Here is a 24,136-nt window from a genome sequence, read left to right as displayed (position 1 = left end):
TCATACGGCTCCCCCGCACACCGCCGCGCCCCGCAATGCGCCGACAAATGCTCGGCGTGCGAATCAGAGCGGCGGAGCCGTTCTCCGGAGAACGGCTCCGCCGGGGCGGACGGGTTCAGACGACGTTGAGGGGGAGGAGTTTGCGGCCGGTCGGGCCGATCTGGATCTCGGTGCCCATGGTGGGGCAGACGCCGCAGTCGTAGCAGGGGGTCCAGCGGCAGTCCTCGACCTCGGTCTCGTCGACGGCGTCCTGCCAGTCCTGCCAGAGCCACTCGCGGTCGAGGCCCGCGTCGAGGTGGTCCCAGGGCAGGACCTCGACCTCGTCGCGCTCGCGGAGGGTGTACCAGTCGACGTCGACGCCCTCCCCGGCGAGGGCCTTGTCGGCGCAGGCCGTCCAGCGCTCGTAGGAGAAGTGCTCGGACCAGCCGTCGAAGCGCCCGCCGTCCTCCCAGACGGCGCGGATGACCTTGCCGACGCGGCGGTCGCCGCGCGACAGCAGGCCCTCGATGACCGAGGGCTGGCCGTCGTGGTAGCGCAGGCCGATGGCGCGGCCGTACTCGCGGTCGGAGCGCAGCTCGTCCTTGAGGGCCTTCAGCCGGCGGTCCACGGTCTCGTGGTCGCACTGGGCGGCCCACTGGAACGGGGTGTGCGGCTTCGGCACGAACCCGCCGATGGAGACCGTGCAGCGGATGTCGCGGCGGCCGGTGGCGTCGCGGCCCGCCTGGATCACGCGCCGCGCCATCCCGGCGATCGCGAGGACGTCCTCGTCCTCCTCGGTCGGCAGCCCGCACATGAAGTAGAGCTTGACCTGCCGCCAGCCGTTCTCGTAGGCGGTGGTGACGGTCCGGATCAGGTCGTCCTCGCTGACCATCTTGTTGATCACCTTGCGCATCCGCTCCGAGCCGCCCTCGGGCGCGAACGTCAGGCCGGAGCGCCGGCCGCCGCGCGAGAACTCGTTGGCGAGCGTGATGTTGAAGGCGTCCACGCGGGTGGACGGGAGGGACAGCGAGGTGTTGGTGCCCTCGTAGCGGTCGGCGAGGCCCTTGGCGACGTCGCCGATCTCGCTGTGGTCGGCGCTGGACAGGCTGAGCAGGCCGACCTCCTGGAAGCCCGACTCCTTCAGCCCGGTCTCCACCATGTCGCCGATGGTGGTGATCGACCGCTCCCGGACCGGACGGGTGATCATCCCGGCCTGGCAGAAGCGGCAGCCGCGGGTGCAGCCCCGGAAGATCTCGACGGAGAACCGCTCGTGCACGGTCTCGGCGAGCGGGACGAGCGGCTTCTTCGGGTACGGCCAGCCGTCGAGGTCCATGACCGTGTGCTTGTCGACGCGCCACGGGACGCCGGGACGGTTGGGCGCGACGCGCTGGATCCGGCCGTCGGGCAGGTACGTCACGTCGTAGAACCTCGGGACGTACACCCCGCCCGACATCGCCAGGCGCATCAGCAGCCCGTCGCGGCCGTCGGGGCGCCCCTCGGCCTTCCACTCGCGGATGACCTCGGTGATCGCGAGGGAGATCTCCTCGCCGTCGCCGAGCACGGCCGCGTCGAGGAAGTCGGCGATCGGCTCGGGGTTGAACGCGGCGTGCCCGCCCGCGAGGACGATCGGGTGCTCGTCGGTGCGGTCGGCGGCCTCCAGCGGGATCCCGGCGAGGTCGAGGGCCGTCAGCAGGTTGGTGTAGCCGAGCTCGGTGGAGAACGACACGCCGAGCACGTCGAACGCGGCGACGGGGCGGTGCGCGTCGACGGTGAACTGCGGGATCCCGTGCTCGCGCATGATCGCTTCGAGGTCGGGCCAGACGGAGTAGGTGCGCTCGGCGAGGACGCCGTCGCGCTCGTTGAGGATCTCGTAGAGGATCTGGACGCCCTGGTTGGGCAGCCCGACCTCGTAGGCGTCCGGGTACATCAGCGCCCACCGGACCTCGGCCTCGTCCCAGTCCTTGATCTGGGAGTTCAGCTCGCCGCCGACGTACTGAATCGGCTTCTGCACGCGCGGGAGCAGCGGCTCCAGACGCGGGAAGATCGACTCGATGGGCATGGGCGGTGTCCTCCGATGGTGTGGACGCGAGATCAAACCCTCAGGATACCGCCGGGGCGGCGGCCCTCAGTCGAACGGGCGGCGCCTCAGGTGCACGGCCTGGAGCAGGCCGAAGGCGATCATGTTGGCGAACGTCGCGGACCCGCCGTAGGACACGAACGGCAGCGGCAGCCCGGTGATCGGCATGATCCCGAGCGTCATCCCGATGTTCTCGAACGACTGGAACGCCAGCCAGCACACGACCCCGGTCGCGACGAGCGTCCCGAACAGGTCGGCGGCCTGGGTGGCGATCCGCAGCCCCCGCCACATCGCGACGCCGAGCAGCACGACGATCACGGCGCCGCCGACGAACCCGAGCTCCTCCCCCGCGACGGTGAAGATGAAGTCGGTCTGCTGCTCGGGCACGAAGTGCCCGCCGGTCTGCTCGCCGTGGAACAGCCCCTTGCCGAACACGCCGCCCGACCCGATGGCGATGCGCGCCTGCTGGGCGTTGTAGCCCGCCCCGCGCGGGTCGGCGGACGGGTCCATGAACGCGGTGAACCGGTCGAGCTGGTACGGCTTGAGCAGCCCGAAGAACCACACCGCGAAGCCCAGCAGGACGGCGCCGCCGACGAGCCCGGCGAGCCAGCGCTTCTTCGCGCCCGACACCGCCAGCATCCCGAGCACGACGGCCGCGAACACCAGCGTGGTGCCGAGGTCGGGCTGGAGCATGATCAGCGCGGCGGGCACCCCGGCGAGGGCGAGCGCGAGCAGCACGTCGCGGCGGCCCGGCCCCACCTCGCCGTCGCGCGGCTCCCCGAGGATCATCGCGAGCAGCACGACCAGGCCGACCTTGGCGAACTCCGACGGCTGGAGCTGGAACCCGCCGCCGATCACGATCCACGAGTGCGACCCGTTGATCGTCGAGCCGAGCGGGGTCAGCACGATCAGCAGCCCGACGCACGCCAGCGCGTACAGGATCGGGACGTACGCGCGCAGCAGCCGGTAGTCCAGGACGGTGACCAGCCCGCCGAGCGCGAACCCGATGACCAGGTTGAGGATGTGCCGCTTGAGGAAGCCCTCGGGGTCCTTGCCCTGGTCGAGCAGGACCTGGAACGTCGCGGCGCGCACCAGCAGCGTCCCGACGACCGACAGCGCCACCACCGACAGCACCAGCACCCAGTCCAGGCGCTTCAGCGACGCCAGCCGCCGCTGCCAGACGTTCTCGCCGTACCCGCCGAGGCTCGGGACGCGGGCGGTCACGGCGCGGTCCCGGTGTCGCCGCCGAGCTTCGGCAGGCCCGCCGGCGTCCTGCCGTCCTTGAGGGCGGGCTTCTTGCCGTTCAGGCCGTACATCGCCTCGTAGATCTCGCGGACGGCGGGGGCGGCGGTCGAGGCGCCGGTGCCGCCCTGCGACACCATCGCGATGACCGCGAAGCGCGGCTTGTCGACCGGAGCGAACGACGCGAACCAGGACGAGTCATCCTTGCCGTAGACCTCGGCGGTGCCGGTCTTGCCGGCCACCGGGACCTTCTTGAGGTCGAAGCCGCTGAACGCGCCGGCCGCCGTGCCGGACTTGGTGACGCCCGCGAGCCCGCCCCGGATGTACTTGAGGACCTTGGGGTCGACGGGCAGCTTCGGCCCGGCGGGCGGGTCGATCTCGCGGACCAGCGAGCCGTCCGGCCGGACCACGGCCCTGGCGACGCGCGGCACGACCAGCCGGCCGCCGTTGGCGACGGCCGCGTAGGCGCGGGCGAGCTGGAGCGGCGTGACGAGCACGTCGCCCTGCCCGACCGACAGGTTGGCGGCGTCGCCGGCGCGCCACATGTAGCCCTCGGCGCAGTTCTCGGCCGCGACCGCCTTCAGGTACGCCGCGCGCGACGGGTCGGTCTTCGCGACCTCCGGGTAGCCGTCCTTGGCGCCCTTGCAGTCGGCCTTCTTGGTGGCGTTCCAGTACGAGCGCTTCCAGCCCCGGTCGGGGATGCGCCCGGTGGTCTCGCCGGGCAGGTCGACGCCCGTGCGGGTGCCGAACCCGAACCTGCGCGCCATCTCCACCATCGGGTCGGACGGGTGCTTCTTCGGCTTGGTCGCGCCGTCGCGCAGCCACTCCTCGTAGGCGAACTTGTAGAAGATCGTGTCGCAGGAGACGACGAGCGCCTGGTGCAGGCTCATGTCGCCGTGGGCCTGCCCCTCGAAGTTGCGGAACGCGCGCGAGCCGACGTTGTACGAACCCGGGCACGAGTAGGTGCCGTGCAGGTCGTAGCCGTCCTTCACCGCGGCGGCCACCGAGGACACCTTGAACGTCGAGCCGGGGGCGAACTGGCCCTGGGAGACCCGCGAGATCAGCGGCTCGCCCTTCTTCTTGCCGAGCAGCGCGTCGTACTCGTCCTGCGAGATCCCGCCCGTCCAGATGCTCGGGTCGTACGTCGGGTAGCTGGCCATCGCGACGAGCCGCCCGGTCTGCACGTCCATCACCACGGCCGCCGCCGCGTCGGCCTTGTGGCCCTGCCTGCGGGCGTTCTGGACGGCGTTGTCGAGGGCCTTCTCCGCCGCGCCCTGCACGCCCGCGTCGAGGCTGGTGACCAGGTTGCCGCCGGGGACCGGCGCCTTGTCCTGCGCGGTGCCGGTCACGCGCCCCTGACTGTCGACCAGCACCTTGCGGAACCCGGGCTCGCCGCGCAGGTCGGCGTCGTACACCGCCTCCAGCCCGTCACGGCCGATGAGGTCGACGCCGCTGTAGCCGGTGACCTTGAGGCCCTTGCGCTTGTCGAGCTCCTCCTGCGTGATCGGCTGGAGGTAGCCGAGGGCCTGCGCGGCGCCCGCGCCCTCGGGCCGCGGGTACTCGCGGACGGCCTGCACGGCGGCGGAGACGCCGGGGAACTCCTCCTGCCGTTCCATGATCTGCAAGGCGCGCTTGGGGTCGACGCGGTCGTCCACCGGGATCGGCTGGTACGGGGAGCCCGGCCAGCACGGCCGCTTGATCCCCGGCCCGCACAGCCGCGTCTTCTTCGCCAGGGCGTCGTAGCTGGTGCCGAGCACCTTCGCGAGCCGGTTGAGGACGCCCGCGCCCTCGTCCTTCTGCCGCGACAGGGTCGTGCGGTCGACCGACACGACCAGCGCGGTGCGGTTGCGGACGAGCGGGCGGCCCTGGTCGTCGAGGATGACGCCCCGGACCGCCGGGACGACGATGTCGCGGGTGCGGTTGTCGGCGGCGACCTGCCGGTAGTGCCGCCCGTCGAGGACCTGCATCGTCCACAGCCGGCCCATCAGCACCAGCAGCAGCGCCGCGACGAGCACGTACAGCACCACCAGCCGGAAGTGGGTCCTGGAGTTCACAGGCTCCCGCTCCGCCCCGACATCGCGCGGTACCGGGCCGGGGGAACGGACAGGCCGTCGCGGGAGGGCCGCTCGCCGCCGCGCTCGTACCGACGGGTGACGCGCAGCACCGCCCACACGACGAACGGGCTCGCGATCACGTCGTACAGCACCTGGAGCGGCACCATCCGGATGACCGTGGACCAGGTGGCGCGCGGGTCGCCCAGCATCATCCCGGTCGCCGCGTACAGGACGGTGCCGGCCAGCGCGCCGGCGGCGACGGCGAAGAACGGCACGAGCGACTGCCGGTCCATCTCGGCGGACGCGAGCCCGCACACGTACCCGATCAGGCAGTAGACGAGCGCGTACCGGCCGAGGGTGTGGTCGGCGGGCGGGATGATGTCGGCGGCGAGGCCGGCGGAGAACCCGGCGACCATGCCCGTCATGGACCCGCTGACCAGCGCGAGCGCGACCACGGCCAGCAGCACGAGGTCGGGCTGGACGCCGCCGGGCAGCGGGAGCCGGTTGGCCACCGACACCTGGAGGATCAGCGCGGCGACGATGACGACGGCGCCGAGCACGTTGCGTCCCGTCGTCGACGGCTCGGGTGCACTCAGCACGTCAACCCCCGAGGTCGGTGTCGTGGACGGGCCCGGCTCGGCCTTCTCGCCCTTCTTGTCCTTCTTGCCTTTCTTGCCCTTCTTCCCCGTCGCCTTGGCGTCCGCGGGAGCGCCGGAGGGCGGCGCCGCGCCCGGCGGGGGCGGCGGCTTCGGCGGCAGCACCGCGTCGCGCGGGTCGGTCTTCGGCGGCGCGACGACGACGGCGATGACGTCGAGGCTGGTGAACCGCACGAACGGCTTGACGTAGGCGGTGCGGGTCAGGCCGCCGACCGCGCCGTCGATCCGTTCGACCTGGCCGATCGGAACGCCCGGCACGTACGGGCGCTCGCCCTGGGAGCCGAGCGTGACGAGGCGCTGGCCGACCTTCAGCGGCGCGTTGGCGTTGAGGAGCTGGAACCGCATCGGCGTCTCCCCGCCGTCGCCGAGGCCGCGGCGGCCCCGGCCCTGCACGATGCCGATCTCGCTGGAGTCCTCCAGGCGGCTGCCGACCGAGGACGTCACGTCGGTCGCCAGCAGCACGGTCGAGGTGGCGGGACCGACCCGCGTGACGCGCCCGACGAGGCCGTCCGCGCTCATCACCGTCATGTCGCGGCGCACCCCGCTGCGGCTGCCGACGTCGATCGTCACGGTGTCCTCGAAGCCCTGCCCGGCCGAGATCACCTGCGCCGCGCGGATCTTGTAGCCGCCCATCCCGGCCGAGCCGAGCAGCCGGTCGAGCTGGGCGGCGCGGGCGCGGTCGAGCTGGTTGGAGCGCAGCTGCTCGCGCAGGCGCTGGTTCTCGTGTTCGAGCCTGTCGGCGCGGCGCCGCTCGCCCGGCGCGTCGGTGACGGCGTCGAAGGTGTTGCCGATGGGACGCACCACCGCCGCCGAGGCGCGCTCGACCGGGCCGAAGAGCGCGGCCCCCATCCCGCGCAGGCCCCGCAGCGGGGACCCGTCCCCGCCCCGGTAGTCGATGGTGATCACCGCGAGCGCCACGACGAGCAGCACGCTGAGGACCACGCGGGTGCGCCGGGTGTCCTTCACCCGCTGACCTCCCGATTCGAGAATACGTGTGGCGCGGACCTGGGGGGTCAGTGCCTCCCGAGGCGGGACGACCCCCCGCGCCCCGGGCGGCCTCGCCCGTACTGGTTAGTGGCGCGGCTCGGGCACGAGCACCTGCCGGAGCGACTCGAAGTCCTCCACGCACTTGCCGGTGCCGAGCACCACGGAGTCGAGCGGGTTGTCGACGAGGTGGATCGGCATCCCGGTCTCCTCGCGCAGCCGCTCGTCGAGGTTCTTCAGCAGCGCCCCGCCGCCGGTGAGGGCGATCCCGCGGTCCATGATGTCGCCGGACAGCTCGGGCGGGCACTTGTCGAGCGTGGTCTTGACCGCGTCGACGATGGAGTTGACGGGCTCCTCGATGGCCCGGCGCACCTCCTCGGCGGAGATGACCACGGTCTTCGGCAGTCCGCTGACCAGGTCGCGGCCGCGGATCTCGGCGTGCGGCTCCTCGCCGCCGCCGGGGAACGCCGAACCGATCGCCATCTTGATCTCCTCGGCGGTGCGCTCCCCCAGCATCAGGGAGTACTCCTTCTTGGAGAACGAGATGACGGCCTGGTCGAGCTCGTCGCCGCCGACGCGGACCGACTGGCTGGTGACGATGCCGCCGAGGGAGATGATCGCGACCTCGGTGGTGCCGCCCCCTATGTCGACGACCATGTTGCCGGTGGGCTCGTAGACGGGCAGCCCGGCGCCGATCGCGGCGGCCATGGGCTCCTCGATGATGTAGACGCGGCGGGCCCCGGCCTGGTAGCCGGCCTCCTTGACGGCGCGCTGCTCCACCCCGGTGATGCCGCTCGGCACCGCCACCACGATGCGCGGCTTGGCGAAGTGCCGCCGTTTGTGCACCTTCTGGATGAAGTAGCGCAGCATCCGCTCGGTGACGTCGAAGTCGGCGATGACGCCGTCCTTCAGCGGGCGGACCGCCACGATGTTGCCGGGCGTGCGGCCGATCATCCGCTTGGCCTCGATCCCGACCGCGACGATCTTGCCGGTGTTGGTGTTGATCGCGACGACGGACGGTTCGTTCAGGACGATGCCGCGCCCGCGCACGTACACCAGCGTGTTCGCGGTGCCCAGGTCGACCGCCATGTCACGGCCAAGGAACGACAGCTTGTTACCCATGAAGAAAGGGAGCCCTTCATGTTGACGGGCGTGCAGAGCGGCGCACTCATCCTAACGCGCCCGAACCCGACCGGGCAGACACCCCACCGCCGTGCGACACCTAAAAATCGGGTACTGACCAGGCGAGTCACACCTAAAAGACACGCGGACCGGTATCCCCCGGCCCGCGTGTCCCAAAGTCGTGCCGGCGCCGTCCGCCCGCCCCGCGGGCGCTCCGGCCGCCGGCCGCCGCCTCGCGCGGCGGCTCCCCCGGCGTCAGCCGAGGTCGGGGAAGAACAGCTTGATCTCGCGCTCGGCGGAGTAGGTGGAGTCGGAGCCGTGCACGATGTTCTCGCCGATCTCCAGGGCGTGGTCGCCGCGGATGGTGCCGGGCGTGGCGCTCACCGGGTCGGTGGCGCCGGCCAGGGCGCGGAACGCCTCGATCGCGCGCGGGCCCTCGACCACCATCGCGACCAGCGGGCCGCCGGTGATGAACTCGACGAGCTCGCCGAAGAACGGCTTGCTGGCGTGCTCCTCGTAGTGCGCCTCGGCGGTCTCGCGCGGGAGGGTGCGCAGTTCCAGCGCCACGAGCTTCAGGCCCTTGCGCTCGATCCGGGAGACGACCTCGCCGACGACGCCGCGGCGGACGCCGTCGGGCTTGACCAGGACAAGAGTGCGCTCGGACACGGCTGTTCTCTCCTCTGAAGGTGGAATGGGGTGGGCGTCGCCCCGTCCCGCGGGGTCTGGGCCTCAACGGCCTGCACACCACTGCGGGCCGAATCCTACCGGCCCCCGGGGTCTGCGACCGCCGCCCGCAGGTCGGCGGGGGTCCGCCTGACCTCCGCCGCCTCGCGCGCCGCCCCGGCCGTCCCGCGGGCCGTCCCGGCCGTCTCGCGGGCGTTCCCCGCCCATCGTGCGGCGGCGGCCAGGAGGACGGCGGTGACCCCGGCGGCGACGAGCCAGACGCGGTAGCCGCCGGTCAGCCCGGAGAGCTGCTGCGCCTCGTTCACCGGGGGCGGCAGTTCCAGGCGCGCGGCCTGCAACGACAGGACGAGCATCTGCCCCGTCAGCACGGCGGGGAAGCACAGCGACAGGCCGAACAGGGCCCCGCCCACGTTCGCGTCCCTGAACGAGGCGGCGAGCGCGACGCCGACGCCCGCGCCGAGCGGGACGAGGAGGGCCGTCAACGGCAGCGGCGCGGTCCCCACGCCCACGGCGAGACCGAGCAGGACCGCGACGACGATCAGCCCGTGCCCGGCGAGCACGGCGGCGCGCGCGCCGTCCCGCGAGAGCCGTACGGTCGCGATCGCGCCGAGCAGCGCGGCGGCCCCGGCGGCGGCGAACGGCGCGAACGGCGCGTTCCCTGCCTCCTGCGCCCGCGCGGCGGCGGACACCAGGCCCGCGAGGGGGCTCGCCAGCGGGTACGCCAGCAGGCCCGCCGACACCATCACGACCGCGCACGCGAGCGGGCTGCCCGCCGTCGCGTCCCGCGACCCGACGAGCGCGAGACCGAGCAGCGCGAGCCCGGCGGCCCCGGCGACGACGAGCCTGGCGCCGGGCGACCAGCCGTACGTGGTGGCGACCGCGAGGAACGCGAAGCCCGCCGCGGGCGCGAGCGGCAGCACGAGCTGGCCGCGCTCGTTGTGCCGCAGCGCGGGCAGGCGGCGGCGCCCGCGCGCGACCAGGCAGGCGAGCGCGGCGGCCCCGCGAGGGCCGCGGGCCACACGTACGGGGCGAGCGCTCGGCGCCAGTCGCCCTGCGTCCCGTCCGTCACGGTGACCGGGACGGCGCGCAGCGCGAGCGGCATCGCGGCCATCAGCGCGGCGGCGAGGGAACCGGCCCACAGCGCCGAGAGCCACCGGCCGCCGCGTTCCCACACGACCACCAGCGACGCGGGCAGTGCGATCCCGGCGCCCGCGCCCTGCGCGACGCGAACCGTTCCGGCGAACGCGACGGAGTCCGCGAACCGCGCCGCCGCCAGCCCGGCCAGCAGCAACGCCACGCCCGCCAGCAGGACGAGCCGCGCCGGGAAACGGCGCGCGGTGACCGCCGCGACCGGAACGCACAGCACCAGCGCGGGCAGCGCCAGCCCCGTCGCACGCGCGAGCCCGGGGATCTGGCCCGCATCAAGGCCGAGGGCCTGCGCGGCGGACGCAATGACGTTGAGGCTCGCGTCGGGGATCGCGAGCACGGCCGCGGGCGGAACGAGCAGCGCGACGAGGAGCGCCCCGGCCCACGCCGCCCGTTCCGGCTCCGAACGTCCTCGTTCTGAACGTTCGGTCTCGGGAACGGCGGCGGGCAACGGAGCGGTCACCGCCTCCGCCCCTCCACGCCCTCCACGCCCTCCTCGGCCGGATCGGGCAATCCGGGCGGACCGGGGCCTCGTCGTCGGACGCCTCCGGCCGCTCGAATTCGGGTGGCGGGGAGTCGGGACGGTCGGACGGGGAGGACGGGGTGATTCCGTGGGGGTCGGGGGGCACGGCCTTGACTCCTTCGCGTGGGGCCCGCCGATGGAATTACCCGAATGTCGGAATTGCTCAATGAGAGCAATTCACGAAATGGCGGCGGGAGGCGTGGCGCCGTTCCCCCGCGAACTTAGCCCGCTTCCGCTCGCCCCGCCTTGCGTCCGAGCCAAATGCCCGTGGCCCACAGCGCGCCGAACAGGACGCCGAGGAAGAACATGGTCGGCACCATGAAACCGGTGGCGATGATCAGAAGTTGGAGCGCCGTGCCCGCCGGGACCGCCCACGGGAACCGCAGCAGCCCGGCCATCAGCAGGCACACGACGGCGAGCCCGCCGCACACGCCGCCCGCGACGCCGCCGTCCACCTTCAGCACGGCCACCGCCACCGGGATCGCGAGCGCGATCACGATCGCCTCGCACGCCAGGACGGTGGACAGCAGCCGCCTCGCCGGGTTCATCGCTCCGCTCCGCTCCTCGCTCGCCCGTTCCGCGCCCGCCCGCTCCGCCGCCTGGGTCACCGCGCCACCCTCAGCAGGGTGCGGGCGTCGCCCACGGTGACCACCGAGCCCGCGATCAGGACCCCGGCGCCCTGGTACTCGCCGGTCTCCTCGGCGAGCCCGATCGCCCGGTCGATCGCGTCGTCCAGCCGGGACGAGACGTGCACGCGCTCGGGCCCGAAGACGCCCTCGGCGATCTCGGCCAGCTCCTCCGGCGCCATCGAGCGCGCGGACGAGTTGCGCGTGACGACCAGCTCGGCGAGCACGGGTTCGAGCTGGTCGAGGACCCCGGCCACGTCCTTGTCCGCGGCGATGGCGAGCACGCCGACCAGCCGGGTGAAGCCGAACGACTCGGTGACCGTCGCGACGGTCGCGGCCATGCCCGCCGGGTTGTGGCCCGCGTCCAGCAGGACGGTCGGGCCCGTGCGGACGACCTCCAGCCGCCCCGGCGAGCTGGACTTGGCGAAGCCGCTGCGCACGAGCGCCGGGTCGAGCTGGCCCTCGTCGCCGCCGGTGTAGGTCTCGCCGGGCGCGATCCGGTTGGCGGCCTCCAGGTTGGCCTCCCCCCTGGTGGGGGCGCCGCTGGCGAACGCCTCGACGGCGGCCAGCGCGGTCGCGGCGTTGCTCGCCTGGTGCTCCCCGAACAGCGGAAGGAAGATCTCGTCGTACGTGCCGTGCAGCCCCCGCACGCCGATGAGCTGCCCGCCCACGGCCACGTCGCGGCCCAGCACGCCGAACTCGATGCCCTCGCGGGCCGCGACGGCGCCGACCTCCGCGACGCGGCGCAGCAGCACCTCGGCGGCGCCGACGGGCTGCTGCGACAGGACGGCGATCGCGCCCGGCTTGATGATCCCGGCCTTCTCGCCGGCGATCTCCTCCACCGTGTCGCCGAGGTAGCGGGTGTGGTCGAGCCCGATCGGGGTGATCACCGCGACGGCGCCGTCCGCGACGTTGGTGGCGTCCCAGATCCCGCCCATGCCCGCCTCGACGATCGCCACGTCCACGGGGGCGTCGGCGAACGCGGCGTACGCCATGGCCGTGAGCACCTCGAAGAACGACAGCGCCACGCCGTGCTTGCCGTCGATCAGCTCGGCGTACGGCAGCACCTCCTCGTAGGCCCGGACGAACGCCTCCTCGCCGATCGGCTCGCCGTCGATCGCGATCCGCTCCCGCAGCGTGGTCAGTTCGGGGCTGGTGTAGAGGCCGGTGCGCAGGCCGCGTTCGCGCAGCAGCGCCTCGATCAGCCGGGCGGTGCTGGACTTGCCGTTGGTCCCGGCGATGTGGATCACCGGGTAGGCGCGCTGGGGCTCGCCCATGACGTCGACCAGGTCGCGGATCCGGTCGAGGGTGGGATCGATCTCCCACTCGACTCCGCGCCTCATGATGGCGCTGACCGCGCCCTGGTAGTCGAGCGGCTCGGTTACCTGGCTCACGACACTCCATGCCTGCGGAAACTGACCTTCGCAGCCTACTCGGCGCTCCCGGCCGTCCCCGCCCGGAGCCCTTCCGCGCGGGCTGGGAACATGGGCGGGTGAACGATGAGGCGCCGGACGAGGTGTTCTTCCGCGAATGGGCGAGGCGAGGCCCGGGAGAACGCCGCAGCGTCACGCGCGCGCGTGAGGTGGCCGCCGCGCTCGACGTCCTCGGGCAGGGACCGCCAGTGCTCACGGTCGTCGGTTCCAAGGGGAAGGGCACGGCGGCGACCTACGCGTCCGCGACGCTAGGCGCGGCTGGGCTGCGCGTGTGCACGGTGACGAGCCCAGGGCTGAGGAGCAATCGGGAACGGATCCGGCTCGACGGCGAGGCGGTCAGCGAAGCCGAACTCCGTTCCCTGGCGAAACGCGTCGAACAGGCCGTGGAAGGTCTTCCGGAAGGACGGGACGGCTATCTCTCCCCGGCCGGGCTGTTCCTTCTGGCGGGCGTCCTGCACGCGCGCGACGCGGCGGCGGACGCGCTGGTGCTCGAAGCCGGGATGGGCGGCCGTTCCGACGAGGTGGCGCTGTTCCCGGCGGACGTGGTGGCGATCACGCCCGTCTTCGGCGAGCATCTCGGCGTCCTGGGCGACACGCCCGCCGAGATCGCCGCGGAGAAGGCCGGGGTCGTCGCGCCCGGCACCACCCGCGCCGTCCTGTCGGCGCCGCAGTCCGGGCCGGTCGCCCGCGCCCTGCCCGCCGCGACCGAGTACGCGACCGGCACGGGCCTCCCGCCCCGCCTCCTGCCGGACGGCCTCACCCGTCCGAGCGCCGCGCTGGGGGTGACCGCCGCGTCCCGCCTGCTGGATCTGCGCGGTCTGCCGCGGCCGTCCGCCGAACGGCTCGACGCGGTGCTCTCCACGGTCGCACTTCCTGGACGCCTGTCGTGCCACGCGCTCCCCGGAACGTCCACCGAAGTGCTCGCGGACGCGGCCATCGACCGTACGGGCGTCTCCGCCGCCCTCACCGCCGCGCACGCGCGCTGGGACGGGATCGACCACGTCCTGCTGTGCCTGCCCGACCACAAGGACCTGGAAGGCGCCGTGGCGGCGCTGGCGGGCCTGCCCGTCACCTACGTCCGCCTGCCGTACGACCACCTGGCGTTCACCCGCCCGCTCCCGGCGGCGTGGCGGGTGACCGGCTCCGAGAGCCTCACCCGCGAGAGCGTCGCCGCGCTCGGACGGCGCGTGCTCGCGCTCGGCACCGTCTACTTCGTCGGGCTCGTCCTGGACCTCGCGGACGCGCCCACGGGCGTCACCTGGACTTCTCGACCTGCTTCCGGATCCGGCGCGTGAGGTCGGCGAAGCCGGCGGTCTCCGGCGACGCGGCGGGGACCTCCGAGGCGACGACGCCGTACGAGTCGCGCGTCGCCCACGCGCAGTAGAGGTGCACCTCGGCGAGGACGGCGAACGTCCCGCACAGGCCCTTCCCGCCGCCCGCGCCCGGATCGGCGGGGGCGCTGGTGATGACCGTGGTGGGACGGATCCGCCGGAGGAACGCCGCCGAATCGCCGACGTCGCCCGTCCCACCCGTGAACAGCACGGTCTGGGCGTTCACCTGCTGCCTCTGCGACTGGACGCCGAGGCCGTTCCGCATGCCGCCCGGCTCCGCGCCCTCCCCCGTCGCCTGCTCCCCGCCGGTTCCGTTGAGCCCGCCGGGTCCGCCAGGTCCGCCCGGTCCGCCGGGTCCGCCGGGTCCCTGAACGGGCGCGTCGGTGTAGACGGCGGTGGCGTCCTTGGACGGCGGGACGTCCCCCGCCTGGACCGCCGCCGCGACGTACGGGTACGCGGCGCTCGCCGCCGGGTCGCCCGTCTCCCGGCGCAGCCCCGCCACCTGCGCGACGGCGGCGATGCGCCGCTTGGACGCCCCGGCGGACCGCTTCCCCCGTCCCCGCCGCCGTCCCCGCCGAGCTTGAGGACGACCACGGCGACGACCAGGACGGCCGCGACGACCCCGCCCGCGACGATCCCCACCAGCACCCCCGGCACGGACCTGCGGGCGCTCGGCGGAACGGACGGCAGTTCCTGCGGCCCGCTCGCCTCCCACGAGGGCAGCGCCTGCACGGAGATCGCGGGCTGCGGGCCGGTGCCCGTCACCGCCACCGCGTCCGGCGGGTGTTGCGGCAGCCGGTGCGGCCCGGTACCCGCCGACGCCACCTCGACGTCCCCGGGAACGGCCACCCCGACCGGCGGCGTGCCGTTCCCGTTGGCGTACCACCAGGGCCGGGACGCCCCCACCGGCGCGTCGCCGTCCGGGACGACCGTCACCTGGGGGCCGGTGTCCTCGGCGGCCCGGGTCGTGCCCGGACCGTCGCCGGGCGGCGGACCCGGCGCGTCATGGCGAGGAGGTGAGTCGGCCATTGCACTCCCACAGGTTCAAATCCGCACCAAAGGCCACTGATCAGTCGGATCGTAGCTTCGGCGCGGCGTGCGCGCGGACGGTTCGGCCGGGGAACGTCGCCCGCTCCCCGGCCGCCGCGTGGTCAACGGATCAGGCGGTGGGCAGGGCGGCGAGCTGCGCCTCGATGCGCCGGACGTCGGCCTCCGCCTGCGCGAGCCGGTCGCGGTTCTTGGCGACGACGGCCTCGGGGGCCTTCGCCATGAACGCCTCGTTGCCGAGCTTGCCGCGGGCCTGGCCGATCTCCTTGCGGGCGGCGGCCAGGTCCTTCTCCAGCCGCTTGCGCTCGGCCGCCACGTCGATCGCCCCGGCCGTGTCGAGGTGGACCTTCACGTCCTCGACGGGCAGGGACGCGGTCGCCGAGAAGCCGCCCGCCGGCTCGGTGAGGCGCAGCAGGGAGCGGATGCCGTCCTCGTGCGCGGCCAGCGGCGAGCCGTTCCACTCCAGGTCTGCCGCGACCTTCTGGCCGGGCTTGAGGCCCTGGTCGGCGCGGAACCGGCGCACCTCGGTCACCATCCGCTGGAGCGAGGCGACGAGCTCCTCGGCGGCGGGCGCGGACCGGGCCCGGTCGGGCTCGGGCCAGGGCGCGGTGACGATGGTGTCCGTGCCCTGCCCCGAACCGGTCAGCGACGTCCACAGCTCCTCGGTGACGAACGGGACCACCGGGTGCAGCAGCCGCAGCAGCTTGTCGAGGACCTCGCCGAGCACCCGGCGCGTCGCGCCGGCGCGCCCGTCGGCGAGCTGGACCTTGGCCAGCTCCACGTACCAGTCGCAGACCTCGTCCCACGCGAAGTGGTAGAGCGCCTCGCACGCCTTCGCGAAGTCGAACGACTCCAGGTGGCCGTCGACCTCGGCGATCACGGTCTGGAGGCGCGACAGGATCCACGCGTCCACCGCGGTCACGTCCTCGGGCAGCTCCCCGCGCACGTGCGCGCCGTTGATCAGCGCGAAGCGGGTCGCGTTCCACAGCTTGTTGCAGAAGTTGCGGGACCCCTGCGCCCAGTCCTCCGCCACCGGGACGTCGCCGCCCGGGTTCGCGCCGCGCAGCAGCGTGAAGCGGGTCGCGTCGGCGCCGTACCGGTCGATCCAGTCGAGCGGGTCCACCACGTTGCCGAACGACTTGGACATCTTCTTGCCGTGCTGGTCGCGGACCATCCCGTGCAGGGTGATCGTCTTGAACGGCTCCGCGCCGTCCATCGCGTACAGCCCGAACATCATCATCCGGGCCACCCAGAAGAACAGGATGTCGTAGCCCGTGACCAGCACCGACGTCGGGTAGAAGCGCTCCAGCTCGGGCGTGCGGTCGGGCCAGCCGAGCGTCGAGAACGGCCACAGCGCCGACGAGAACCACGTGTCGAGCACGTCGGTGTCCTGCGTCCACCCGGCGGGCGGCTCCTCGTCCGGGCCGGGGCAGACCGTCTCGCCGTCCGGGCCGTACCAGACCGGGATGCGGTGCCCCCACCAGAGCTGGCGGCTGATGCACCAGTCGTGCATGTCGTCGACCCACTCGAAGTAGCGGGCCGCCATCTCCGGCGGGTGGATCGCGACGCGGCCGTCGCGGACGGCGTCGCCCGCGGCCTTGGCCAGCGGCGCGACGGTCACGAACCACTGGAGCGACACGCGCGGCTCGACGACCGTGGAGCAGCGCTGGCAGTGCCCGACCGAGTGCTCGTACGGGCGGACCTCCTTGACGATCCGGCCCTGCTCGCGCAGCGCGGCGACCACGGCGGGCCGCGCCTCGAACCGGTCGAGCCCCTCGAACGGCCCCGGCGCGGTGATCACGCCCCGCTCGTCCAGGACGGCCAGGGACGGCAGGCCGTGGCGGCGGCCGATCTCGAAGTCGTTGGGGTCGTGCGCCGGGGTCACCTTGACCGCGCCCGTCCCGAACGCGGGGACCACGTGCGCGTCGGCGACGACCGGGATGCGGCGGCCGGTCAGCGGCAGCTCGATCTCGCGCCCGACCAGGTGCCGGTAGCGCTCGTCGTCGGGGTGGACGGCCACGGCGGTGTCGCCCAGCATCGTCTCCGCGCGGGTGGTGGCGACGACCAGCTCGTCCTCGCCGGACCCGTACCGGATGGAGACCAGCTCGCCCTCGCGGTCGGCGTGCTCGACCTCGATGTCGGACAGGGCCGTCAGGCAGCGCGGGCACCAGTTGATGATGCGCTCGGCGCGGTGGATCAGCCCGTCGTCGAACAGCCGCTTGAAGATCGTCCGGACGGCGCGGGCGCGCGCGTCGTCCATCGTGAACGCCTCGCGCGTCCAGTCGACGCTGTCGCCGAGGCGGCGCATCTGGCCGAGGATCCGGCCGCCGGACTCGCCCTTCCACCGCCAGACCCGTTCGACGAACGCCTCGCGCCCGAGGTCGTGCCGGGACTTGCCCTCCTTGGCCAGCTCCCGCTCCACGACGTTCTGCGTGGCGATGCCCGCGTGGTCCATGCCGGGCACCCACAGCGCCTCGTACCCCTGCATCCGGCGCCGCCGGACGAGCGTGTCCTGGATCGAGTGGTCCAGCGCGTGGCCCATGTGCAGCGAGCCGGTCACGTTGGGCGGCGGGATCACGATCGAGTAGGCCGGACGGGACGGGTCGCGGGCGGGGTCGGCGGTGAACAGGCCCCGCGATACCCAGCGCTCGTAGAGCCTGCCCTCGACGTTCGCCGGCTGGTACTGGGTGGGCAGATCGACGTCGGCGGCCTCCTGGCCGCGCTCGCTGCTGGGGTTCGTCACGGCTGACGATTCTACGGCCCCGTAACGGTGGAACCCGCCCGGAGAGCGTTTTCCCGCCCCGGTCGGGACACCGGTCACCTGACACCGGGTCATCCCGCCCGACAGGCTGGTGCCGCGTCACGTCCGCAACGGCCGGAAGCGGGGATGCCGTTGCGGCGTGGCGCGATGACCTGGGACACGGACCGGGGGTGCGGAGGGAAGGGCCGGATGCGATCGGTTGTCGCGCACGCCGCCGGGCTGGCCGGAGCCTTCGCCGCCGGAGCCGTCACCGCCCATCTGGCGAGCCTCCCCCGCCACCTGCGCCTGGCCGCCGATTTGCAACGTTCCCGCGAACGGATCCTCGCCACCCGCGAGGAGGAGCGGCGGCGGCTCCGCCGCGACCTGCACGACGGCCTCGGCCCCACCCTCGCGAGCCTCGCGATGTCGCTGGACGCCGCCCGCATCACCCTCGCCGGGGAGCCCGAGCGGATGGAGCCGCTGCTCGCCGAGCTGCGCGACCGGGTCGCCGAGGCCGTCGGCGAGATCCGCGACCTCGCGCACGGCCTGCGCCCGCCCGCGCTGGACGACCTCGGCCTCGTCGCCGCCATCGAGTCCGTCGCCGAGGGCTGCTGCGAACGGGTCGACGTCCGCTTCGACGGCAGCCCGGCCGAACTGCCCGCCGCCGTCGAGGTCGCCGCGTTCCGGATCGTGGAGGAGGCCCTCGGCAACGTGCGCCGACACGCCCGCGAGAGCACCGCCATGGTGCTGCTCAGCCGCGACACCGAGCTGCACGTCATGGTCGCCGACTCCGGCCCCGGCCTCCCGGACGCCGCCCGCAACGGCGGCCAGGCCCGCCCGTGGGGCGGCCTGGCGACGATGCGGGAGTACGCCGCCGAGGTCGGCGGAAGCTGCGCGATCACCTCCCGCGCCAGCGGCGGGACGCTCGTGACCGCCCGCCTGCCCCTGTCGGTGCCCGGGTACCATCGGGCGACGGCGGGCAGGGCCGGCAAAGGCGGGCGAACATGAGCACGGAGTCCATCCGGGTCCTCATCACCGATGACCACCCGGTCTTCAGGCAGGGCCTGAAGGGGCTGCTGCACGCGCTCGGGGTCGAGGTCGTCGCCGAGGCCGGGTGCGGGCCCGACGCCGTACGGCTGGCCGCCGAGCTCCAGCCCGACGTCGTGGTGATGGACCTGCACATGCCCGGCGGCAACGGCATCGAGGCGACCCGTACGATCACCCGCACCAGCCCCCGCATCGGCGTGCTGGTGCTGACCATGTTCCAGGACGACGACTCGGTGTTCGCCGCGATGCGCGCCGGAGCCCGCGGCTACCTGCTCAAGGAGTCGGGCGCCGAGGAGATCGCGCGGGCCGTGCGCGCCGTCGCGGCGGGCGAGGCCATCTACGGCCCCGAGATCGCGCGCCGCGTCCTCACCTACTTCACCGAGCTGCCCGACCCGCGGCAGGCCGCGTTCCCCCAGCTCACCGAGCGCGAGCGGGAGGTCCTCGAACTGATCGCGCAGGGCCGCAGCAACGCCGACATCGCCGCGACGCTGTTCCTCAGCCAGAAGACGGTCCGCAACCACGTGTCCAACATCTTCATGAAGCTGCACGTGGCCGACCGCGCCCAGGCCATCGTCCTCGCCCGCGAGGCCGGCCTCGGCGACCGGTCCTGACCCCCCGCCCGTTCCCGTCCGCTGAGGCCCCCGCCCGTTCCCGTCCGCTGAGGCCCCCCGCCCGTTCCCGTCCGCCGAGGCCCCGCCCCGGGACAGGTAAACGCCCCTCCCTTGGGGGGAGGGGCGCTGGCTCGGTGCCGGGATCCTAGCGCGGACGACCGCCGATCAGGCCGACTTCTCGCGGGGCTCGCGCTTGGCGCGCTCGCGCGGCACGAGGGTCGGGTTGACGTGCTCCAGGACCGCCTCCCGCGTGATCACGACCCGGGCCACGTCCACGCGGCTCGGGACCTCGTACATCACCGACAGGAGCACCTCTTCCATGATCGCGCGCAGGCCGCGCGCGCCGGTGCCCCGCAGGATCGCCTGGTCGGCGATCGCCTCCAGGGCGTCGCCCGTGAACTCCAGGTCGACCCCGTCGAGCTCGAACAGCCGCTGGTACTGGCGGACCAGCGCGTTCTTGGGCTCGGTGAGGATATTGATCAGCGCCTCCCGGTCCAGGTTGTGCACGCTGGTGATCGCCGGCAGCCGGCCGATGAACTCGGGGATCATCCCGAACTTCAGCAGGTCCTCGGGCATCACGTCGCCGAGCACGCTGGAGGAGTCCTCGTAGTCGCTCTTGGAACGGATCACCGCCCCGAAGCCCATGCCCTGCTTGCCGACCCGGGACTCGACGATCTTCTCCAGGCCGGCGAAGGCGCCGCCGCAGATGAACAGCACGTTGGTGGTGTCGATCTGGATGAACTCCTGGTGGGGGTGCTTGCGGCCGCCCTGCGGCGGCACGCTCGCGGTGGTCCCCTCCAGGATCTTCAGCAGGGCCTGCTGGACGCCCTCGCCGGACACGTCCCGGGTGATCGACGGGTTCTCGCTCTTGCGGGCGACCTTGTCGACCTCGTCGATGTAGATGATCCCGGTCTCGGCCTTCTTGACGTCGTAGTCGGCGGCCTGGATGAGCTTCAGGAGGATGTTCTCGACATCCTCGCCTACGTAACCTGCCTCCGTCAGCGCCGTGGCGTCCGCGATCGCGAACGGGACGTTGAGGAGTTTGGCGAGCGTCTGCGCGAGCAGCGTCTTACCCGATCCGGTGGGCCCCAGCAGCAGGATGTTGGACTTGCCGATCTCCACCGGGTCGTCCCTGCCGGAGTCACCCGACTGGATGCGCTTGTAGTGGTTGTAGACGGCGACCGAAAGGGCCTTCTTGGCCGTCTCCTGCCCGATGACGTAGGAGTCCAGGAACTCGTAGATCTCCCGCGGCTTGGGAAGGCTGTCCCACTTGAGGTCGGAGGTCTCGGAGAGCTCCTCCTCGATGATCTCGTTGCAGAGATCGATGCACTCGTCGCAGATGTACACGCCCGGACCCGCGATGAGCTTCTTGACCTGCTTCTGGCTCTTGCCGCAGAACGAGCACTTGAGCAGGTCACCACCGTCGCCGATGCGTGCCACCCAACTGTCTCCTTTTCGTGGGGCCGCCCGCCTGAGAGGTGCGGCGCAGCTCGGTTGCGTCCCGAAGGCTCTCGACGTTGGACTCGACGTTACAGTCTCCGTCGGACTTGGAAAGCCCCTCGCCCGGAAGTATGACGACCGGGCTGGGGGTCTCCCGCATCCGTGTGCCGTCTCAGGACGACACTACCTCGGCCTTGCGCTTCCTGCTGGCGAAGACATCGTCGACCAAGCCGTACTCCTTGGCCTCGTCCGCAGTCAACATCTTGTCGCGCTCGATGTCGAACCGGACGTCCTCGATGCTCTTGCCGCTGTGCCGGGCGAGGATCAGCTCGAGCTGCTCGCGGATCCGCAGGATCTCGCGGGCCTGGATCTCGATGTCGCTGGCCTGGCCGTAGGTGCCCTCGGTGGCCGGCTGGTGGATCAGGATCCGCGAGTGCGGCAGCGCCGCCCGCTTGCCCGGCGTGCCGGCCGACAGCAGCACCGCCGCCGCCGAGGCCGCCTGCCCGATGCAGACCGTCTGGATGTCCGGCTTGACGAACTGCATCGTGTCGTAGATCGCCGTCATGGCGGTGAACGAGCCGCCGGGCGAGTTGATGTAGATGCTGATGTCGCGGTCGGGGTCGATCGACTCCAGCGTGAGGAGCTGGGCCATCACGTCGTTGGCCGACGCGTCGTCGATCTGGACCCCGAGGAAGATGATGCGCTCCTCGAAGAGCTTGTTGTACGGGTTCATCTCCTTGACCCCGTACGTGGTGCGCTCGACGAAGGACGGGATGATGTAGCGGTTGTCGACCGGCATCGGACCGGCCCCCGGCCGGATGAGATCGGTGACGCCGGGACGGAACAGATCGCTCACTTGAGTGCCTCCGATGGAAGGATCAGGTCGTCAGGAGACGGGGCCCTCAGAGGGCACCTGGGTGGCGCTCAGCACCACGTGGTCCACGAGGCCGTAGTCCTTGGCCTCGTCGGCGGTGAACCACCGGTCGCGGTCGGAGTCGCGCTCGATCTGGTCGAGGGACTGGCCGGTGTGTTCGGCGATCTTCTCGGCGAGCGTCTTCTTCACGTACAGCATCTGCTCGGCCTGGATCTTGATGTCCGAGGCCGTGCCGCCGATGCCGCCGGACGGCTGGTGCATCATGATCCGGGCGTGCGGGAGCGCGTAGCGCTTGCCCGTGGTGCCGGCGCAGAGCAGGAACTGGCCCATCGAGGCGGCCAGGCCCATGCCGACCGTCACGATGTCGTTCGGCACGTACTGCATGATGTCGTAGATCGCCATGCCGGCGGTGACGGAGCCACCGGGCGAGTTGATGTAGAGAGTGATGTCGCGGCGGCCGTCCTCGGCCGACAGCAGCAGCAGCTCCGCGCAGATGCGGTTGGCGATGTCGTCGTCGACCTGCTGGCCGAGGAAGACGATGCGCTCGCGCAGCAGGCGCTGGAAGAGCGCGTCGCCCAGGGCCAGCGGCGCCTCGGCCACCCGCCCGTCGATCCGCGACGGCTCATCGAAAGTCGGAGGCATGCTCACCGGGTGTTCCTCCGGTCCTTTTATCGGTTCGGATGCTTGGACATTAACGCGCCCCAGGACCCGGTTAAGCCGCGAGGGGCGCCTTTTCGCCAGGGGCGTACCGGGGAATGAAGATCGCCCGCAACGGGGAACGCCCCGCTCCCGGGCCTTCCCGGGGGCGGGGCGTCCTCGGCGCGCACGGGCGCCTCACGAGCCTTCAGGCGGCTCAGGCGTCCTTGCTCTGCTCGCCCTTGGCGTCGGCCGCCGGAGCCTGCTCAGCGGCCTTCTCAGCGTCGTCGGAGGCGGCCGCGGCCTTCTCGTCCGCGTCGGCGGCGGCCGTGGCGGACTCGCCGGCCTCCTCGGCACGCTCGGCGTCGGCGCCGGCCTCGGCCGCGTCGGCGGTCTCCGCCTCGGCGCCGGCCTCGGACGGGGCCTCGACGGTCTCGCCCGTGTCGCCGTTCAGCTCGCGCTGGATGGCGTCGACGTCGAGCTCGTTGCCGGACTCGTCCTTGACCTTGACGTGCTCGACGACGAGGTTGAGGGCCTTGCTGCGCAGCACCTCGGACACGATCGCCGGGAGCTGGTTGTTCTCGGTGAGGTACTGGGCGAGCTGCTGCGGGGCCACGCCCATCTGCATGGCCTGCGTGACGACGTACTCGCTGAGCTCCTCGTTCTCGACGCCGAGCTCCTCCTGGACGGCGAGCTGGTCGAGCACGAAGCCGCCCTTGACGGCCAGGCGGGCCGCGTCGGCGACCTCGGTGTCGAACTCCTCCTCGGACTTCTCCTCGTCCTTGAGGTAGTCCTCCTTGCTCATGCCGGCCATCTGGAGCTGCTGCTCGAGCTGCTGGTTGCGCCGGTTGACCTCCTCGTCCACGACCTTGTCGGGGAGCGGGATGTCGATCTTCTCCAGCAGGGCCTCAAGGGCCTTGTCGCGCGCGTCGGAGAGCTGCTGCATCCGGACCTGGCGGCCGAGGCGGGTGCGCACGTCCTCGCGCAGCTCCTCGATCGTGTCGAACTCGCTGGCGAGCTGGGCGAACTCGTCGTCGAGCTCGGGCAGGTTCTTGACCTTGACGTTCTGCACGGTGGCCGTGATCTCGGCCTCCTCGCCCGCGCGCTCGCCGCCGGCCAGCGTCGCGGTGAACGTCCTGCTCTCCTCGGCCGACAGGCCGACCAGGGCCTCGTCAAGCCCCTCGACGGCCGACTTGCTGCCGACCTCGTAGGAGAAGCCGCTGGTGGAGGCGTCCTCGATCCGCTCGCCGTCGATCTCGGCGACCAGGTCGATCGTGGCGAAGTCGCCCTCCTGGACCGCCCGGTCGGCCGCGGTCAGCGACGCGAACCGCTCGCGCAGGTTGCCGATCGTCTCGTCGATCTGCTCGTCGGTGACCTCGGCGTCGTCGACGGTCACCTCGAGGCCGTCGTAGTCGGGCACCTCGAACTTGGGCCGGATGTCGACCTCGGCCGTGAACGCGAACTGGTTGCCGTCGTCCAGCTCGGTCACCTCGACGTCGGGCTGGCCGAGGACGAAGATCTCGGTCTCCTCGACGGCGCGGCCGTACAGCTCGGGAAGCGCGTCGTTGACCGCCTCCTGCAGGACCGCACCCCGTCCGACGTACTTGTCGATCAGCGGGGCGGGGACCTTGCCGGGCCGGAAGCCCTTGATCCGCACCTGCTGCGAGATCTCCTTGTACGCCTTGTCGAGGTTCGGCTTGAGCTCGTCGAACGGAACCTCGACGGTGAGCTTGACCCGCGTGGGGGTCAGCTCCTCGACATCGGTCTTCACTGGGGTAGGTCTCCTTGATCGGGCGCTGTCTCGGCCGCGACGTTCGACGCGTGCTCAGCCAGTCAGTCTCTCAGGTGGCGCGGGCACGCCGAAATACGGCTCCGCGCCCTCGC

At 72.4% G+C, this 24,136-nt stretch carries 20 protein-coding genes; 4 read left to right on the top strand and 16 right to left on the bottom strand.

Going from position 1 to position 24,136, the window contains the following annotated elements:
* Window positions 1-115: 115 nt before the first annotated feature.
* From GEV43_RS27360 to GEV43_RS27315, 10 genes are all read right to left on the bottom strand, one after another.
* A complete protein-coding gene (locus GEV43_RS27360; protein ID WP_160823158.1) occupies window positions 116-2,038 on the bottom strand; it encodes a TIGR03960 family B12-binding radical SAM protein in 1,923 nt (640 codons plus the stop codon).
* 66 nt (window positions 2,039-2,104) lie between these two features.
* A complete protein-coding gene (gene rodA, locus GEV43_RS27355) occupies window positions 2,105-3,280 on the bottom strand; it encodes a rod shape-determining protein RodA (RefSeq protein ID WP_160823157.1) in 1,176 nt (391 codons plus the stop codon).
* On the bottom strand, window positions 3,277-5,352 hold the full coding sequence (gene mrdA / locus GEV43_RS27350) for a penicillin-binding protein 2 (protein ID WP_160823156.1): 2,076 nt from the start codon (window positions 5,350-5,352) through the stop codon (window positions 3,277-3,279). The genes rodA and mrdA overlap by 4 nt, the downstream gene beginning before the upstream one ends.
* Window positions 5,349-6,974: a rod shape-determining protein MreD gene (gene mreD / locus GEV43_RS51165; protein ID WP_309239865.1), complete on the bottom strand. Its 1,626-nt coding sequence runs from the start codon at window positions 6,972-6,974 to the stop codon at window positions 5,349-5,351. The genes mrdA and mreD overlap by 4 nt, the downstream gene beginning before the upstream one ends.
* A 105-nt stretch (window positions 6,975-7,079) precedes the next feature.
* Complete coding sequence (locus tag GEV43_RS27335) at window positions 7,080-8,114, bottom strand: rod shape-determining protein (RefSeq protein ID WP_160823155.1); 1,035 nt, start codon at window positions 8,112-8,114, stop codon at window positions 7,080-7,082.
* Window positions 8,115-8,369: 255 nt separating this feature from the next.
* On the bottom strand, window positions 8,370-8,780 hold the full coding sequence (gene ndk, locus GEV43_RS27330) for a nucleoside-diphosphate kinase (protein WP_160823154.1): 411 nt from the start codon (window positions 8,778-8,780) through the stop codon (window positions 8,370-8,372).
* A 95-nt stretch (window positions 8,781-8,875) separates the two neighbouring features.
* A complete protein-coding gene (locus GEV43_RS27325) occupies window positions 8,876-9,541 on the bottom strand; it encodes an LpqB family beta-propeller domain-containing protein (protein WP_241683895.1) in 666 nt (221 codons plus the stop codon).
* Window positions 9,541-10,407: a hypothetical protein gene (locus tag GEV43_RS51160; RefSeq protein WP_241683056.1), complete on the bottom strand. Its 867-nt coding sequence runs from the start codon at window positions 10,405-10,407 to the stop codon at window positions 9,541-9,543. The genes GEV43_RS27325 and GEV43_RS51160 overlap by 1 nt, the downstream gene beginning before the upstream one ends.
* A 281-nt stretch (window positions 10,408-10,688) precedes the next feature.
* Window positions 10,689-11,075 carry a DUF4233 domain-containing protein gene (locus GEV43_RS27320; RefSeq protein ID WP_309239864.1) on the bottom strand — a complete coding sequence of 129 codons (387 nt, stop codon included), beginning with the start codon at window positions 11,073-11,075 and terminating at the stop codon, window positions 10,689-10,691.
* Complete coding sequence (locus GEV43_RS27315; RefSeq protein ID WP_160824801.1) at window positions 11,072-12,436, bottom strand: folylpolyglutamate synthase/dihydrofolate synthase family protein; 1,365 nt, start codon at window positions 12,434-12,436, stop codon at window positions 11,072-11,074. The genes GEV43_RS27320 and GEV43_RS27315 overlap by 4 nt, the downstream gene beginning before the upstream one ends.
* Before the next feature lie 149 nt (window positions 12,437-12,585).
* Between GEV43_RS27315 and GEV43_RS27310 the strand changes: the two genes are divergently transcribed.
* Entirely contained in the window at window positions 12,586-13,821 is a 1,236-nt protein-coding gene (locus GEV43_RS27310; RefSeq protein ID WP_160823152.1) for a hypothetical protein, read from the top strand.
* Here GEV43_RS27310 and GEV43_RS27305 read toward each other — a convergent pair.
* Entirely contained in the window at window positions 13,781-14,359 is a 579-nt protein-coding gene (locus GEV43_RS27305) for a hypothetical protein (protein WP_160823151.1), read from the bottom strand. The two genes, GEV43_RS27310 and GEV43_RS27305, sit on opposite strands and share 41 nt — an antisense overlap.
* Before the next feature lie 78 nt (window positions 14,360-14,437).
* On the opposite strand from GEV43_RS27305, the gene GEV43_RS27300 reads away from it, so the two are divergent.
* The gene (locus tag GEV43_RS27300; RefSeq protein ID WP_160823150.1) at window positions 14,438-14,926 is read left to right on the top strand and encodes a hypothetical protein; all 489 of its coding nucleotides are present in this window, start codon (window positions 14,438-14,440) and stop codon (window positions 14,924-14,926) included.
* A 90-nt stretch (window positions 14,927-15,016) separates the two neighbouring features.
* On the opposite strand, the gene GEV43_RS27295 is transcribed toward GEV43_RS27300, so the two are convergent.
* The gene (locus GEV43_RS27295) at window positions 15,017-17,647 is read right to left on the bottom strand and encodes a valine--tRNA ligase (protein ID WP_309239863.1); all 2,631 of its coding nucleotides are present in this window, start codon (window positions 17,645-17,647) and stop codon (window positions 15,017-15,019) included.
* Between the two features lie 207 nt (window positions 17,648-17,854).
* On the opposite strand from GEV43_RS27295, the gene GEV43_RS27290 reads away from it, so the two are divergent.
* Window positions 17,855-18,652, top strand: a complete 798-nt coding sequence (locus GEV43_RS27290; protein WP_241683055.1) for a sensor histidine kinase — start codon at window positions 17,855-17,857, stop codon at window positions 18,650-18,652.
* Window positions 18,649-19,302, top strand: a complete 654-nt coding sequence (locus GEV43_RS27285; protein ID WP_160823147.1) for a response regulator transcription factor — start codon at window positions 18,649-18,651, stop codon at window positions 19,300-19,302. The genes GEV43_RS27290 and GEV43_RS27285 overlap by 4 nt, the downstream gene beginning before the upstream one ends.
* Before the next feature lie 165 nt (window positions 19,303-19,467).
* Here GEV43_RS27285 and clpX read toward each other — a convergent pair whose 3' ends face one another.
* The 4 genes from clpX to tig form a co-directional block, all read right to left on the bottom strand.
* Entirely contained in the window at window positions 19,468-20,742 is a 1,275-nt protein-coding gene (gene clpX / locus GEV43_RS27280; RefSeq protein ID WP_160823146.1) for an ATP-dependent Clp protease ATP-binding subunit ClpX, read from the bottom strand.
* A gap of 172 nt (window positions 20,743-20,914) precedes the next feature.
* A complete protein-coding gene (locus GEV43_RS27275) occupies window positions 20,915-21,541 on the bottom strand; it encodes an ATP-dependent Clp protease proteolytic subunit (protein WP_160824800.1) in 627 nt (208 codons plus the stop codon).
* An 87-nt stretch (window positions 21,542-21,628) separates the two neighbouring features.
* Window positions 21,629-22,258, bottom strand: a complete 630-nt coding sequence (locus GEV43_RS27270) for an ATP-dependent Clp protease proteolytic subunit (protein WP_160824799.1) — start codon at window positions 22,256-22,258, stop codon at window positions 21,629-21,631.
* Window positions 22,259-22,469: 211 nt separating this feature from the next.
* Complete coding sequence (tig, locus tag GEV43_RS27265; RefSeq protein WP_160823145.1) at window positions 22,470-24,023, bottom strand: trigger factor; 1,554 nt, start codon at window positions 24,021-24,023, stop codon at window positions 22,470-22,472.
* Between the last annotated feature and the right edge of the window lie 113 nt (window positions 24,024-24,136).

This window comes from Actinomadura sp. J1-007, from assembly GCF_009793335.1.
GTDB classification, from domain to species: domain Bacteria; phylum Actinomycetota; class Actinomycetes; order Streptosporangiales; family Streptosporangiaceae; genus Spirillospora; species Spirillospora yumaensis.
This window is presented reverse-complemented; position numbering and strand designations above follow the sequence as displayed.

Excerpts from the sequence above, each read along its gene's own strand:
- GEV43_RS27315 (WP_160824801.1), bottom strand. The coding sequence starts at position 12,436 with ATGAGGCGCGGAGTCGAGTGGGAGATCGATCCCACCCTCGACCGGATC.
- GEV43_RS27285 (WP_160823147.1), top strand. The coding sequence starts at position 18,649 with ATGAGCACGGAGTCCATCCGGGTCCTCATCACCGATGACCACCCGGTC.
- GEV43_RS27325 (WP_241683895.1), bottom strand. The coding sequence starts at position 9,541 with ATGGTGTCGGCGGGCCTGCTGGCGTACCCGCTGGCGAGCCCCCTCGCG.
- GEV43_RS27335 (WP_160823155.1), bottom strand. The coding sequence starts at position 8,114 with ATGGGTAACAAGCTGTCGTTCCTTGGCCGTGACATGGCGGTCGACCTG.
- GEV43_RS27290 (WP_241683055.1), top strand. The coding sequence starts at position 17,855 with ATGCGATCGGTTGTCGCGCACGCCGCCGGGCTGGCCGGAGCCTTCGCC.
- GEV43_RS27275 (WP_160824800.1), bottom strand. The coding sequence starts at position 21,541 with ATGCCGGTCGACAACCGCTACATCATCCCGTCCTTCGTCGAGCGCACC.
- GEV43_RS27360 (WP_160823158.1), bottom strand. The coding sequence starts at position 2,038 with ATGCCCATCGAGTCGATCTTCCCGCGTCTGGAGCCGCTGCTCCCGCGC.
- GEV43_RS27270 (WP_160824799.1), bottom strand. The coding sequence starts at position 22,258 with ATGCCTCCGACTTTCGATGAGCCGTCGCGGATCGACGGGCGGGTGGCC.